Origin of the sequence: Parapusillimonas sp. JC17, assembly GCF_052180245.1 — a bacterium.
Taxonomy (GTDB): Bacteria; Pseudomonadota; Gammaproteobacteria; order Burkholderiales; family Burkholderiaceae_B; genus Parapusillimonas.
On sequence record NZ_CP197474.1, the window covers coordinates 3,228,748 to 3,242,238 of the forward strand.

Sequence of the window (13,491 nt, forward strand, 5' to 3'; positions counted from 1 at the left end):
ATAGGTATCCATCACTGGCGTACGGCCCGTCCGCGGGCTAGCAGAAAGAAAAAGAAGGGACCGCCGACCAGGCTGGTGACCAGCCCGATGGGCAGCTCCGCGGGGCTTACGAGCAAGCGCGCGAGCCAATCCGCCAAGGTCAGCAGCAATCCGCCTGCGACCATGGACGCCGGCATCAGGTAGCGATGGTGCGCCCCCAGCAGCATGCGTATCAGATGAGGCACCACCAGCCCGATGAAGCCGATTCCGCCCGTAACCGCCACCAGCGGGCCAATGACCAGGGCCGTGACGACAATGAGACGGCGCCGGACGACCGCGAGTTCAAAACCCAAGTGCGCCGCTTCGCGTTCCCCCAGAAGCAAGGCGTTCAGTACCCGCCATTGCTTGCAAAGATAGGCCATCAAAAGCAGCGTCCAGGGACCCAGCCAAGCCAGGGTGGACCAGTCCGCTCCCGCCAGGCTGCCCATGTTCCAGAAGGTCAGGTCGCGCAACTGTGCGTCGTTGGCCAGATAAGTGAACACGCCGATGGCGCTGCCCGCTATCGTATTGATGGCAATGCCGGCAAGCAGCAGCCCCGCCACCCCGCTATAGCGACGGCCGATGGAGTAGGCAAGGAATGTTGCCGCCAGGCTACCAAGAAAGGCAAAGCAGGCTATGGTCAGGAAGCCCCCCGCTGTCATGACGATCGCGAATACCGCCCCCAGCGCCGCCCCGGATGAAATACCCACCAGGCCGGGCTCGGCCAGCGGATTCCGGAACAGCGCCTGCATGGTCACGCCCGTGGCGGCCAGGGCGGCCCCGGTCACGGTGCTGAAAAGCACCCTGGGCAAGCGGATATCCATCAGCACGCGATGCAGCAGGTCGTCGTCCGGTGACAAGGTTCCCCACAGCAGGCGTGGGAAGCTGTTCCAGGGAATGTATACGGCGCCGCTGGCGCTGGCGGCGAGCATCGCCAGCGCCAGGCAAATCAACAGAATGAGCAGGACTGGCTGGGGTGCCAGCTTGCGCGATTCAGACAGCATGTCAGTGCGCCGCTTCTTTCAGCAAGCGTATGGCGTCGCCCACCCGGGGGCCGATTCCCAGGATGAGCAGATCGTTCATGGCGACGACTCGCCCTTCGCGCGCCGCCGGCGTTGCGGCGATGGCCGGATTGGCGGTGAGTTTTTCCATGCCCCCGCTGGCTTTTACGGAGGCCTCGCTGACGATGATCATATCGGGTGCGAGCAAGGCCAGGCCCTCGGCCGACACGGGTTTGTAGCCCGCCTGCTGAGCAAGCGCGTTCTCCAGCCCGGCCAGTGCAAGAACGGCGTTGGCGGCAGTATTGCCACCGGCCCCGAGCAGCGGCCCCGTACGGTTGACCAGCACGACCGCCCGGCGCGCCGTGGATGGCTCGGCCTGAGCAGCAGCCACGTCCTCGCGCACGCGTTCCGACAATTCACGCCCCTGTTCGGGGACCTGGAGCTCCGATGCGACTTGTTGAATGCGGTCGTACAGAGAATCGATGGTGGGCTTGTCCGACACCGAGGTCAGCGGAATGCCCAGTCCCTTCAGTCTTTCCAGCGCTTTCGGCGGGCCGGCGTTCTCGGAAGCCAGGACCAGATCCGGTTTCATTGCCACCACGCCTTCCACGGGAACGGAACGGTAATAGCCGACGCGAGGCAATTCGCGCGCCGCTTCCGGATACATGCTGGACTCGTCGTCGGCAACGAGGCGCCCGCCCTGTCCCAAATCGTAGACGATTTCAGTAACGCTTCCGCCCAGGGTGACGACACGCTCGGCCGCGGCGTGCGCCGGCCCCGAGACCAAAAGACAAAGAGCCAGTAGACACCGCAACATCGTTACGCCGCCAGCGGTTCGGGACAATAACCGACCAGAAGCTCGCGCCAACTGGCAAGTTCCGGCACCCCCGGCTTGCGAGCACCGAAGAATTGGGCGATGAGGTCGCCATTCTCGGCATAGCATTCCAAGGAGGTCACCCAACCGTCCTTGGTCGGCTTGTTGACGATCCAACTGGAGGCGATGGCCGTGGTATCGAGATGCAGGTTGAAGTGCGGTTCGAGAACGTTGAACCATGGCCCCGTGCGCATCAGCTTCTTGACGGGTCCGGAATGGATCTGGATCATGCCCTTGTTGCCCACGAAGCACATGAAAGAGATGTCGCGTTCCGCGACGTCTTCCAGCATGCGTTCGGCCAGGCCATTGTCCACCTGCTGCGCAAGATCGGGGCCTATTCCGCGCAAAGCTGTCAGGCGCGAAACATTGTGCTTGCGCAGCAGTCCGAAGAATTCGTGCGTGTCTTCCATGGCAAGCCAGTCCGCACGCATTGCGGCGGGTATTTCCGGAAGCGTGGTGTCCTCTTCCTGCGCCAGCGGTTCGACCTTGGGCCAGGCCGGATCGGGATCCGTGAACTTCTGGACCAGGGCGTCGTAGGCCTCTTTGTTCGACTCGTCGGTGATGTACACCTTGTGTACGGCGTTGCCGGCTTTGTCGAAGAACTGCAGGCTTTGCCGGCCATCGTCCGTAACGGCGAAGGTGAACTTCCAGTCGCCGAAGAACATGCGCAGATCGATGTCGGGCCCCAATACGATGCCCATGGTGTTACCGGCGCGGATGTCCTCATAGGCACCGTGCCGTTCGTGTACGCACCAGTCGTTGCGCGTCAGCGCCATGACCCGGCCCAGGCTGCCCAGCTCTTTGAATATGGCCTGGGGCGGCTCTTTGAGCAAGGTCGATTTGACCGCGCCGCAGCCGGCGGCGACGAGTTCCATTTCGGAAACCTGCATCAGTTCGGCCAGATTGCGTATACGCATCTTCGGATGCTCTGCCTTGAGCTCGGCATAGCGTTCGCGCAGCGCCGCCGCCTCGCTTTCAAAGGGATGCGTCATGACGGGAAACTCCTTTTTGCAAGTAAGGTTTAATTATATCGATAATAAGATTGATTCTTGGTTCTATCAATATTGATAGGTCAAGGATACGCGCACGCTGCGTCCAGGTTCGGTGTAGCTGTCGATGGGCGCGGAATCCCGCCCGCCGGCGCGCGGCACATTCAATGCATTCCAGTACTTGCGGTCAAACACGTTGTACACCCCGGCCTGCAGACGCAAGCCTTTGACGGCGGCGGGTTTCCACCAGGCGTTCAGATCGAGCACGCCGTATCCGGGCGCCTCGAAGTCGGAAACACTGGTACCCGGCACGACATCGGGCGCTGAATATTCCACCTGCGTACGGCGTTTGGCGAGGGTCGTCAAGGCTTCCGCACCCCAGGCTTCGGTCCGGTAGCCCAGCGCCAGCGTAGCCTTCAAGGGCGCGACGGAATTCAGATAGCGGCCGGTGTCCTGATCGCGACCGTGCGCCCACGCGAGCGAGCCCCAGGTGTACCAGTTCTGGTCAATGTTCCAGTGGCCGCTGAGCTCGGCGCCGTAGATGCGCACGCGAGCGCGATTCGCGTATGCCGTGACGCCCATGGGGTAGGTGCCGGTCCAGGCCGGGCTCCATTCGGGTGAGCTCGGGGTAAGCGGCACCTCTTCTTCGATGAAGTTCTTGTAGCGGTTGTCGAACACGCTGAGGCGACCGCCCAGGTCGCGATTGCCCACGTCCACGCCCAGTTCCCATCCACGGCTGATCTCCGCCTCGAGGTTGGGATTTCCCACCCGAAGATAGGTTCCCGGCGCACCGTAGTTCATATAGAGCTGCGTTGCGGTGGGCGCCTTGTATCCGTAGCCATACCTGGCATAGAACGACAGGTCCGAAGCCGGCCTGTAGGTCGCCAGCAAGGACGGCGACAGGCGCTGGCCGCTGGCCGAGCTCAGGTCGGTTATTCCGGCATTCGGGTTGCTGTCGTAGGAAGCGCTGGACTCGGGCTTATGTTTATAGGAATCGAACCTCAGCGCCGGGGTGAGCGCGTATTTTCCGTCGCTCCAGGAGATTTCATCCTGGACCCATAACGCCCATTGCTGGCCCTTCGAGTTGGCAACGTCGGCCTGATTGGTATGAAGCAGATCGCAGCTGCGCGGGCCGAACATTCCCGAAACGGAGGCCGGCACAGGCCTCAGGCCGGAGGGGCAGTTGTCATAGCCGGAGGAATCCTGCTTGTTCTTGCTGCCATACCATTCGGCACCCGCCGCCCAGTGGTGCTGGACCGAGGCCGACCGCAAGAAGCCGCTCCATTGCGTAAGGGCGCCGACACCCGACTCCTCGACGCTGTTGTCGCGGCGGTATTCTCCGTAAGGGTAGCCGTAGCCGTAAAGAGCCCCGACGGGCGACCTTCCCCTGCCGTCCATATTCCGGAAGGCGTCCTGCGCGCCATCCAGGTAGCTCCGCTGCCAATAGAGCTTCACCTCGCCATGCTGGACGGCGGCGCGCTCCGCGCGAGCGTCGTACTCGTAGCCCATGAGCACACGCTTGCGGCTCAGCTCTTTGCGCGTGCTGTTATTGCCGATGGAATAGGTGGCGGTGTTCTGCTCGCGCATATTGTCGATGTCGGTCTTGCGCTGGAAATATTCGCCGCTCAAAGTCAGCCGGTGCTCTTCGTTCAACGCATGCTGAAGCTTCAGCATGAAATTGTTCTGCTTGTAGGTTTCAGGGTTGGCCTGCTCGCGGGTGGGTCCGTAGCCGCCGATCTCGCCCATGTTCTCGCGCTCATGGCCCTTGCGGTATCCCGCCTGCAAGAGCCAGCTCGTGCCCTGCCCCAGGCGGCCCGCCAAAGCGGCGTCCGCACCCCAGCTGTTGTCGGCGCCGTCGTAGCCGCTTTTGACCAGTGCGCCGAAATCCTTGCCCGGCGCCAACAAATCGCCCGGCGCCAAGGTACGCAGGTCCAGATATCCGACCAGCGAACCAGACTGTACCGCACCGTTGGCGCGCACTACGTCGATGGCCGAGAGCGTATTGAAGTTCAGCATGTCCAAGCCGCCCTTCTCGCCGCGCGCGCCGTCATTCAGCCAAGGCAGACGGATGCCGTCGACCCGCGTCACCACACGGTCCTGGTCCATGCCCCGGATATTCACGCTCTTCGTGTTGGCATTGAAATTCACGCCCGGCTCGGCACGCTTGGAAAAATCCTCCCAGCTATTGATGGAACGATCGTCCAGCTCTTGCCTGGTAACGATGGACGACCCTTCGGGCAATTCGGTTTCGAGTCTTTGGCCTTGCACGACAAGCGGGCTCAGTTCCTGGATTCCACCAGGCGTTCCAGCACCTCCCGTTTGCGCGGCAACCTGGGCGGCCGCCACCGCCATGAAGACGCCACTCCACCAAAAAATCGTTTTCCCCATTTCCTTGCCCATTTGTAAGAATGTATTAAAGGGGAAAATGATAACTATTTCTATTTGCCTTTGCAATAAAAATGATACAAATCAAATTTACTCGGGGTCGGACCCCGTACGGGGTCCGACCCCCTTCGTCTTTCGAGCCGGGGTCAGACCCATAGGGTCTGACCCTTTTATACTTCTGCGCTGTTTGCCCGGGGTCAGACCCCGCACGGGGTCTGACCCCTGATCCCCCTGACCCATGGAATCTGCCCCCCTTCCTTTCGCCTCCGCCAAGGTGGCGTCTATCAGGGCCGTGGCCATCCAGCGCACGGTCGATTCGACTTCGCGGTCCGACGCATTCCAGATATCTTTCAACACCACGTAGGCTTCGTATCCATAGATGGTGGACAGCGCCTTGTGCAGCCGGCGGATCAAGGGCTTGGGGATCTGGTTCTCGAACGGCAGCAAGGCCTGCGCAAGAATCTTCACACGGTGCCCTCGCCGGTAGGGCTCTTCGTCGAGCATGCCGGCGCGCTCCATCGCCCGGTGCTCCAGGGCGAGCTGGAGCGCCGCCCGCATCTCGGTTTCGTACTCCTTGAATCGGGGGAAGGTGTGATCGAACAATTCCATGACACGCTCGCGGGCGCTCTCATGCTTGGAAGCGGTGGTGCGCACCGGACCCAATGAGGTGTCGACGACCGCGGCAATGAGCTTGCTGCGGCTCGGAAAGTAACGATACGCCGTCGCCCGCGATACGTCCGCACGCGCCGCCACCTGGGCGACGGACGGCATGATGCCGGTGCGGATCAGCTCCATCGCGGCTTGTAGCAGCGCCGCATGAGTTCGTGCTCGGGGACCGCTAGCGGGCGCTCTGGGCACCGAAGTAACCACGTATCTCATATACCTGTTCCTTTTTTATTCTTGATAAAAGTCAAAAAACCACTTGACCATACTTAAAAGGATTCATAGAATCAAATCAATTTTTAAGACACATGTCTCATTTTGAGTCTTATGTCTTAAATAGTAAATAAGAATTCCTATAACCGCCCGAGTCAGTAGAACCCCAAGGTTTCGTCGGGCGCGGAGACAACATCATGAATACAGCCACCTTCCCGTGGGGCGGGCCGCGTCATGCAGCCATCCCGGCATGCACCAGCGCCTGTTCGCGCGGCATCTTTCTTGACTCGGGCGATTCCATCGCCAGCGGCATGCCCGCCGGCCTCGAGGCGTGCGCCGAAACTGACGGCGGAATTCCAAAGGGCACATCCAAATGACGACGCAGTTCATCGAGAACATGGCCGTGGAGATCACGGGCGAAGGCGAGCCCATCGTATGCCTGCACGGCCTTGGCGGCTCATCCAACAACTGGACACCGGTAGAGCCGGCGCTGGCCAACTTCCAGTTGGTTCGTTTCGATCTTCCCGGCAGCGCACGGTCCTCGGGCATCGGCGGCGATCTCTCCATCGAAAGCATCGCCGACCGCATCGTCCAGGCCTGCGGCAAGCTGGGCATCAACCGCGCACACTTTCTCGGCCATTCGCTCGGCACCATCGTCTGTTTTCACATCGCCGCCACGCAGCCCAGACTGGTCAAGAGCCTGGCGCTGTTCGGCCCCTTGCTGTGCCCGCCCGACGCGGCCCGCCCCAATATACGAGCCCGGGCCGACAAGGCACGCAATGAAGGCGTCAAAGGCATGCAGGAAATCGCTGACGCCATCGTGGCTGGCGCCATTTCCGCCACCACCCGCCGGGAGCAGCCCGCTGTTTCCGCGCTGGTCAGGGAAAGCATCATGCGTCAGGACGCCCAAGGCTATGCCCGCTGCTGCGATGCATTGGCCAATGCTCAGGCACCTTCCGTCGACGCCATCGAATGCCCCGTCCTGCTCGTCACGGGCGACCAGGATGGCGTGGCGCCGCCCCAGGCGGTCCGCGCCATTGCAGACCGTATTCCCGGAAGCCGCAGCACCGTGTATGCGCAGTGCGGGCACTGGACCACATTCGAACGCGCGCACGATTGCATGCGCGATCTCAAGGATTTCTATTCCGGTCGCTTTCAGTAAAGGACGGCAGCATGGCCCATACCCTATTCACCAATGTCCGCATTTTCGACGGCTCGGGTGCGCAGCCCTACCATGGCGAAGTCCTGGTCGAGGGCAATCGGATCACGCGGGTGGCGCGTTCGGCGCGCTCCTTCCAAAGCGGCGACGCCACCGTGATCGACGGTGCCGGCGCCTTCCTGATGCCGGGCATGACCGAAGCGCATACGCACTTTTCCTGGAACGACCAGCCCTCGCTGAATGCCATCCAGATGATGCCGCCGGAGGAACACATACTGTGGTGCGTACGGGTTGCCAAACGGTACCTGGAAATGGGATGGACTTCCTGTGTAGGCGCCGCCACCGCCAAGGCGCGGCTGGACGTGGTGCTGCGCAACGCGATCAACGCCGGGGAATTCCCCGGGCCGCGCTATTTGGCGGCAAGCCAGGAAATCACCACCATAGGCGGTCTCGGTGACGAATCTCGTCCCCACCTGCCCTTTCCAGAACTGAGCTTCGGTTGTGTCGTGACCGGCGCCGACGAGATGCGCCGGGCCGCGCGCACGTACATCAAGTATGGTGTGGACACACTGAAAATCAATCTTTCCGGCGAGTACATCGCCGGCATGCCGGCCGAAACCACGCCTTTCACGGACTCGGAGATCGCCGCGCTCGTGGAAGAGGCCCACAAAAATGGCCGCCGGGTCGCCGCCCACGCCCGCTCATGCGAGTCCATCAAGCAGTGCATACGTCACAACATCGATCTCATTTATCACGCCAGTTTCACGGATGACGAAGCGCTGGACATGCTGGAGGCCCACCGCCACAGGATCTTCCTGGCGCCCGGTCTGGCATGGCTCGTGAACACCAGCTATCACGCATCGGAATACGGCATTACCCCGGCCATCGCTGAATCCATGGGGTATCACCGCGAGCTGGAGACCGCAATCGAGTCCCTGAAGAAGATGCATAAGCGCGGAGTCCGCATCCTGCCCGGAGGCGACTATGGCTTTGCATGGATCAAGCATGCGACCAATGCCCAGGATCTCGAGTACTTCGTCAAGTATCTGGGCTTCTCGCCCATGGAGGCTTTGCTGAGCGCCACGCGGCTCGGCGGGGAAATCATGCTGCGCCCCCATGAACTGGGTCAGGTCAAAGAGGGCTATCTTGCCGACATGATCCTGGTCGATGGCGATCCCTTGTCCGACATCCGGGTCCTGCAGGACTCCAAGCGCATTCTTGCCGTAATGAAGGATGGCGAGTTCTACAAGAAGCCCGAGGTCCAGGGCACCCGCAACATGACGCGCTGGGCCTGACCATGGATGTGAGCAAATGGAAACGTCCCCGCCGCTCGGTGCTGATCACCTTGCTGGTGATCGGCCTGCCCCTGCTTGCGCTCAGCATCGCGGCGCTCGCGAGCAATGCCCGCCTTTTCATTCTCACTCTCATGAACGGGCTCACGCTGGCCGCGCTGTATTTTCTCGTGGCCAGCGGCTTCACGCTCATCTTCGGCCTCATGCGCAACGTCAACCTGGCGCATGGGTCGCTATTCCTGCTCGGCGGATACATCGGCTATAGCGTCGGCGACCTGACCGGCTCCTGGTTTGCCGCCCTCATTGCCGGTTTCGTCTCCGTGGCGCTGACGGGTCTGCTGCTCCAGGTGTTCGTCTTCCGGTACATGGACGGCCAGGAGCTCAGACAGACACTCGTCACCATCGGGCTTTCCATCGTTCTGGCCGACATCTACATGTGGATCTGGGGCGGCGACACCTATCAGTTCGATCCGCCCGAGTGGACGCAGTTCCCGATGCCCATGCCCATCATCAACGCCTATCCGGCCTTCAGGCTGCTGGTGCTGCTGATCGCCATCGTGATCGGCGTCGGGCTATGGCTGTTCCTGAACCGCACGCGCATCGGAGCCATGATACGGGCAGGCGTGGACGACAAGCGGATGCTGTCGGCCAGCGGCGTGAATGTGCAGCGCGTCTTCGCGGTCACCTTCGCCCTCGGCGCGGGGCTGGCGGGAGCGGCCGGCGTGATCGGCGGCACGGCGCTCTCCATCGCACCCGGGGAAGACGTGCGCTACCTGCTCGCCTCCCTCATCGTCGTCATTGTCGGAGGCATGGGAAGCATTACCGGCGCGGTCATTGGCGCCCTCCTCATCGGCGTCGCCGAAACCATGGGCATGGCGTACGCTCCTACCTACGGCGTCGTATTCACTTTCATCATCATGGTGGTCGTGCTCGCGTTGCGTCCCCAAGGCATCATGGGGAAAAAAGCATGAGCGCGAACAAGTGGCGGCATGCCATGAGCACCAACAGCGGCGCACCAGCAAGAAGGGGCCGCTCTCCGGCGACCCCGACATCCGTTTCGCAAGCAGGCGCATCACAAGCCGCCACGGCCCATCCCGACCGGCGTGGCCAAGCCCGCGCCAAGCTCCTGCGATATGCCATCGTCATGGCGGCCCTGCTTGTTTATCCGTGGATCGCATCCAGTTTCTTCACGTTTCAGATCGGCGCGCAATCGCTCATTCTAGGCATCATCGCGCTTTCGCTGGCGTTTCTCGCCGGCTACGGCGGCATGGTCAGCCTGTCTCAGATGACGATCGCCGGCATCGCGGGCTACGTCATGGCCATTTTCGGCCACTCGGCCGTCAGCCAGATCAGCATGGAATGGCCCTGGTGGCTGGCCTCCGTGCTGGCCGTGCTGCTTGCGGTCGGCACCGCGACGCTCATCGGTATCGTGTCGGTGCGCACGGATGGCATCTATACGATCATGATCACCCTGGCCATCGGCGTGGCGATGTTCTACCTTACCCAGCAGAACTACACCGTATTCAATGGCTTCCAGGGTTTCTCGAGCATATTTCCGCCCCAGCTCGGAACGCTCAATCTGCGCGACCCCGTACCCTTTTATTATCTTTCCCTGTTCTTCGCCCTGCTGTCCTACGCGGCGGTCAAATATATTGTCCGCACGCCGTTCGGAATCGCCCTGCAGGGCACGCGGGACAATGCCCGGCGGATGCGCGCGCTGGGGTTCAACGTGGCCGCGCACCGCGTTGCGGCCCATGCGTTCGCCGGCTTGCTGGCCGGCATCGGGGGCGTCCTGCTGGTCTGGTACAACGCACGCATTTCGCCCGGAACCATCGGCACCTCCGCCCTCATCAACATTCTCATCATCGCCGTGATCGGGGGCCTGCGCCATCCCTTGGGGGCGTTCATCGGAGCGCTTGCCTTCGTGCTCCTGCAGAACTTTGCAATCGACCTGATCGACCGCGAGCGCTTCAACCTGATCATCGGAGGCGCCTTTCTGCTGATACTGGTTTTCTCGCCCGACGGCCTGCTGGGCCTCTGGCATCGCGTACGTGGCCTGCTTCGCCCGGCCCGGAAACAATAGGGTGAAGACCGTGCTCAATCATCACAACATCCGGAGACACAACATGAAATCGACGAAGATCCGCTTTTGCGGCACCTTTCTGGCCATCGCGCTGGCGGGCATGGGCACCGCCGCGCACGCTCAGGACACATTGAAGATAGGCGTCCTGGCGACGCTCGAGGGGGCGCTTACCGTTTCCGGCCAGGACGGCATGCGCGGCATGGAGCTTGCCATGCGGCAGCACAACTTCACGGCCGGAGGAAAAAAGATCGAGGTCATCCGCGCCTCGTCGACAGGACAGCCCGATACCGCCGTCAATGCGGCCCGCAAGCTGGTTGAACAGGACAAGGTGGCCATCCTGATCGGTCCCCTGTCCGGCTCCGAGGGCATCGCCGTCAAGGACTACGCCAAGACCCAGCCCAACGTGATCTTCGTGAACGGATCGTCGGCCGCGCAGGAAACAACGCTCAAAGACCCGGCCAGCAATTTCTACCGTTTCTCGACAGATGGCGCGCAATGGTCGGCAGGCCTGGGATCTTATGTCTACAACGACAAGGGCTACAAGAAAGTGGCGGTCGTCGCTGAAGACTATTCCTTTCCCTACGCTCAGGTCCAGGGCTTCATGATCGAATACTGCAAGGCCGGCGGCAAAGTCACCGACAAGCAGTGGGTGCCGCTGGGCACCAAGGACTATTCTTCGGTCATTGCCAAGCTGCCTTCCGATGTCGACGCCATCTATGTCGCGCTGGGCGGGTCCGACGCCGTCAACTTCTTCTCGCAGTATGAGCAGTCCGGCGGCAACAAGCCCTTCATCGGCGGGTCCATCACGGTAGACCAGACGGTACTGAGCTACAAAGGCAAGCGGCGCGATGCGCTGGTCGGTACGCCTGCGGCGGGACCCACCGCCGACAGCTGGGACGACGCGGAATGGAAGAAATTCGTCCAGGCCTACCGCGATGCCAAGTTCGATAACGCCTATCCGACACCCGGCCTGTTCGCACATGCGTACTACGTCAATACCAAAGCGGTCCTCGCCGGCCTGGATGCGGTGAACGGCGATGTCGGCAAGCTCGGCCAACAGCTGGCGACGATGACGGTCGACACCCCCACCGGCCCCGTCAAGCTGGATGAAAACCGCAACGGCGTGGCGAACATCTTCCTGACGGAGGTCGCCAAGGGGGACAACGGTGCTCTGTACAACCGTGTGGTCAAGATCACGCCGAACGTCACGCAGACTCTGGGGTTGAGCAAGGATGAGTTCGCCAAGATGGGCTTCGGCACGCGGACCAACCCCGAGTGCAAATAATCCTTCGCAACCTTTGACCGACACGGCAACGAACATGGCTACCTCTCCATCCGGCTCCGGCTTCCAGTCCGGCAATGCGCTTGAATTGCGCCGCGTATCTCGCAGTTTCGGCGCGCTCAAGGCCATCGACGACGTCTCCTTCAGCGTCGCGGCCGGACAGCGGTATGCCGTGCTGGGCTCCAATGGGGCCGGCAAAACGACTTTGTTCAATGCCATCACGGGCGACTTCTTCCCGAGCAGCGGCCGCGTGCTGCTGTTCGGAGAGGATGTCACGTTTTTTCCGCCGCAGGAGCGTATCCGGCGCGGCCTGCGGCGCACCTATCAGTCCTCTCTGCTCTTTCGCGACCTCACCGTCCGCGACAACCTTTTCCTCGCCGTACGGGGTGTCACACGGGGCAGGTTCAGCTTCGTGCGCGCAGCCTGCGAAGACGCCAGCAATGTCTCGGCAGCGCAGTTGCTGGAGCACATCCGCCTGAGCCATCTGGCCGACACGATGGTTTCGGAACTTTCGCACGGGCAGCAGCGGCAGCTGGAGATCGGCATGGCTTTGGCCGGCTCCCCGCGGCTCATTCTCTTCGACGAGCCGGCCGCCGGCCTGTCGCCCGCCGAACGCAAGGAGCTGGTCGCCTTGCTGCGGGCTCTGCCGCCGCATCTGGGCTATGTGATCATCGAGCACGATCTCGAGATCGCGCTCAACGTCGTGGAACGCGTGACAGTCATGCACAACGGTCGCGTGCTCTGCCACGGTACCCCTCGCGAAATCGAGGACAACCCGGAAGTCCAGGCCATTTACATGGGAGAGCATGGCTATGGCCATCATTGACGGGCAGCATTACGCGATGGCCGGACGCGGCGAGGGCAAAGGCGCCCTCCTTGAAGTGTCCGGACTCGACGTCTATTATGGCCAGGCACATGCCGTACAGGGCGTTACGTTCACCGTGGACGGCAATGTGCTGGCCATCGTCGGCAAGAACGGCATGGGCAAGACGTCGGTCTGCAATGCCATCACCGGACTCATTCCAGCGAAAGGCAGCGTCCGGTTGAACGGGCACGAGTTGCTGGGGCGTCCGCCGCACAGCATCACGCACGCCGGCATCGGCTATGTGCCGCAAGGCCGCCGTGTGTGGCCATCCCTCACGGTCGACGAACACCTGGAGCTCTCCGCCCGCACTGCGAATCGCGGCGACTGGACGGTGGACCGCATCTACCAGTTGTTTCCACGTCTGGCTGAACGAAGGGACAACGGCGGCGCCCAGCTCTCCGGCGGCGAGCAGCAGATGCTGGCGATAGGACGCGCGCTGCTGTTCAATCCCAAGCTGCTCGTGATGGACGAGCCCACCGAAGGCCTCGCGCCCGTCATCGTCGAACACGTGGCATCCATGCTCAAGACGGTCTCCCGGGAAACCGACGTCTCGATATTGCTGATCGAACAGAACCTGGGCGTCGCGATCGACGTTGCGGATACGGTCGCCGTCATGACGAACGGCCGCATCAGCCGCCTGCTGCCCGCTTCCGAACTGGCCGCCGAC

The 13,491-nt window shown here is 62.0% G+C and carries 12 protein-coding genes and 1 pseudogene; 8 read left to right on the forward strand and 5 right to left on the reverse strand.

The window, feature by feature from the left end; translation table 11 throughout:
* Nucleotides 1-11: 11 nt before the first annotated feature.
* The 5 genes from ACSBPU_RS15585 to ACSBPU_RS15605 form a co-directional block, all read right to left on the reverse strand.
* Nucleotides 12-1,022, reverse strand: a complete 1,011-nt coding sequence (locus ACSBPU_RS15585; protein ID WP_442592904.1) for a FecCD family ABC transporter permease — start codon at nt 1,020-1,022, stop codon at nt 12-14.
* Between the two features lies 1 nt (nt 1,023).
* Nucleotides 1,024-1,836 carry a heme/hemin ABC transporter substrate-binding protein gene (locus tag ACSBPU_RS15590; protein ID WP_442592905.1) on the reverse strand — a complete coding sequence of 271 codons (813 nt, stop codon included), beginning with the start codon at nt 1,834-1,836 and terminating at the stop codon, nt 1,024-1,026.
* Between the two features lie 2 nt (nt 1,837-1,838).
* A complete protein-coding gene (locus ACSBPU_RS15595; RefSeq protein ID WP_442592906.1) occupies nt 1,839-2,885 on the reverse strand; it encodes a hemin-degrading factor in 1,047 nt (348 codons plus the stop codon).
* A gap of 66 nt (nt 2,886-2,951) precedes the next feature.
* Complete coding sequence (locus tag ACSBPU_RS15600; RefSeq protein ID WP_442592907.1) at nt 2,952-5,270, reverse strand: TonB-dependent hemoglobin/transferrin/lactoferrin family receptor; 2,319 nt, start codon at nt 5,268-5,270, stop codon at nt 2,952-2,954.
* An 87-nt stretch (nt 5,271-5,357) separates the two neighbouring features.
* Nucleotides 5,358-6,146, reverse strand: coding sequence for a TetR/AcrR family transcriptional regulator (locus ACSBPU_RS15605; protein ID WP_442592908.1), 789 nt, complete (start codon nt 6,144-6,146; stop codon nt 5,358-5,360).
* A gap of 194 nt (nt 6,147-6,340) precedes the next feature.
* Here ACSBPU_RS15605 and ACSBPU_RS15610 point away from each other — a divergent pair, with 194 nt between their 5' ends.
* From ACSBPU_RS15610 to ACSBPU_RS15645, 8 genes and pseudogenes are all read left to right on the forward strand, one after another.
* On the forward strand, nt 6,341-6,520 hold the full coding sequence (locus ACSBPU_RS15610) for a hypothetical protein (protein WP_442592909.1): 180 nt from the start codon (nt 6,341-6,343) through the stop codon (nt 6,518-6,520).
* Nucleotides 6,517-7,305 (forward strand): alpha/beta fold hydrolase, encoded by a 789-nt coding sequence (locus tag ACSBPU_RS15615; RefSeq protein ID WP_442592910.1) that lies wholly within the window; start codon nt 6,517-6,519, stop codon nt 7,303-7,305. Before ACSBPU_RS15610 ends, ACSBPU_RS15615 begins: the two co-directional genes overlap by 4 nt.
* 11 nt (nt 7,306-7,316) lie before the next feature.
* Complete coding sequence (locus ACSBPU_RS15620) at nt 7,317-8,597, forward strand: amidohydrolase family protein (RefSeq protein WP_442592911.1); 1,281 nt, start codon at nt 7,317-7,319, stop codon at nt 8,595-8,597.
* Nucleotides 8,598-8,605: 8 nt separating this feature from the next.
* Complete coding sequence (locus ACSBPU_RS15625) at nt 8,606-9,565, forward strand: branched-chain amino acid ABC transporter permease (protein WP_442592912.1); 960 nt, start codon at nt 8,606-8,608, stop codon at nt 9,563-9,565.
* Nucleotides 9,562-10,677 carry a branched-chain amino acid ABC transporter permease gene (locus tag ACSBPU_RS15630; RefSeq protein WP_442592913.1) on the forward strand — a complete coding sequence of 372 codons (1,116 nt, stop codon included), beginning with the start codon at nt 9,562-9,564 and terminating at the stop codon, nt 10,675-10,677. The genes ACSBPU_RS15625 and ACSBPU_RS15630 overlap by 4 nt, the downstream gene beginning before the upstream one ends.
* A gap of 43 nt (nt 10,678-10,720) precedes the next feature.
* Nucleotides 10,721-11,962 (forward strand): ABC transporter substrate-binding protein, encoded by a 1,242-nt coding sequence (locus ACSBPU_RS15635; protein ID WP_442592914.1) that lies wholly within the window; start codon nt 10,721-10,723, stop codon nt 11,960-11,962.
* Nucleotides 11,963-11,996: 34 nt separating this feature from the next.
* Nucleotides 11,997-12,785: an ABC transporter ATP-binding protein gene (locus ACSBPU_RS15640; RefSeq protein ID WP_442592915.1), complete on the forward strand. Its 789-nt coding sequence runs from the start codon at nt 11,997-11,999 to the stop codon at nt 12,783-12,785.
* A gap of 16 nt (nt 12,786-12,801) precedes the next feature.
* Nucleotides 12,802-13,290: pseudogene (locus ACSBPU_RS15645) on the forward strand (ABC transporter ATP-binding protein); the annotation flags it as partial.
* Nucleotides 13,291-13,491 lie beyond the last annotated feature (201 nt).

What these genes read in the sequence shown, in the direction of transcription:
- ACSBPU_RS15630 (WP_442592913.1), top strand. Translation starts at nt 9,562, where the DNA reads ATGAGCGCGAACAAGTGGCGGCATGCCATGAGCACCAACAGCGGCGCA.
- ACSBPU_RS15595 (WP_442592906.1), bottom strand. Translation starts at nt 2,885, where the DNA reads ATGACGCATCCCTTTGAAAGCGAGGCGGCGGCGCTGCGCGAACGCTAT.
- ACSBPU_RS15600 (WP_442592907.1), bottom strand. Translation starts at nt 5,270, where the DNA reads ATGGGGAAAACGATTTTTTGGTGGAGTGGCGTCTTCATGGCGGTGGCG.
- ACSBPU_RS15590 (WP_442592905.1), bottom strand. Translation starts at nt 1,836, where the DNA reads ATGTTGCGGTGTCTACTGGCTCTTTGTCTTTTGGTCTCGGGGCCGGCG.
- ACSBPU_RS15620 (WP_442592911.1), top strand. Translation starts at nt 7,317, where the DNA reads ATGGCCCATACCCTATTCACCAATGTCCGCATTTTCGACGGCTCGGGT.
- ACSBPU_RS15615 (WP_442592910.1), top strand. Translation starts at nt 6,517, where the DNA reads ATGACGACGCAGTTCATCGAGAACATGGCCGTGGAGATCACGGGCGAA.
- ACSBPU_RS15640 (WP_442592915.1), top strand. Translation starts at nt 11,997, where the DNA reads ATGGCTACCTCTCCATCCGGCTCCGGCTTCCAGTCCGGCAATGCGCTT.
- ACSBPU_RS15635 (WP_442592914.1), top strand. Translation starts at nt 10,721, where the DNA reads ATGAAATCGACGAAGATCCGCTTTTGCGGCACCTTTCTGGCCATCGCG.
- ACSBPU_RS15605 (WP_442592908.1), bottom strand. Translation starts at nt 6,146, where the DNA reads ATGAGATACGTGGTTACTTCGGTGCCCAGAGCGCCCGCTAGCGGTCCC.
- ACSBPU_RS15585 (WP_442592904.1), bottom strand. Translation starts at nt 1,022, where the DNA reads ATGCTGTCTGAATCGCGCAAGCTGGCACCCCAGCCAGTCCTGCTCATT.
- ACSBPU_RS15610 (WP_442592909.1), top strand. Translation starts at nt 6,341, where the DNA reads ATGAATACAGCCACCTTCCCGTGGGGCGGGCCGCGTCATGCAGCCATC.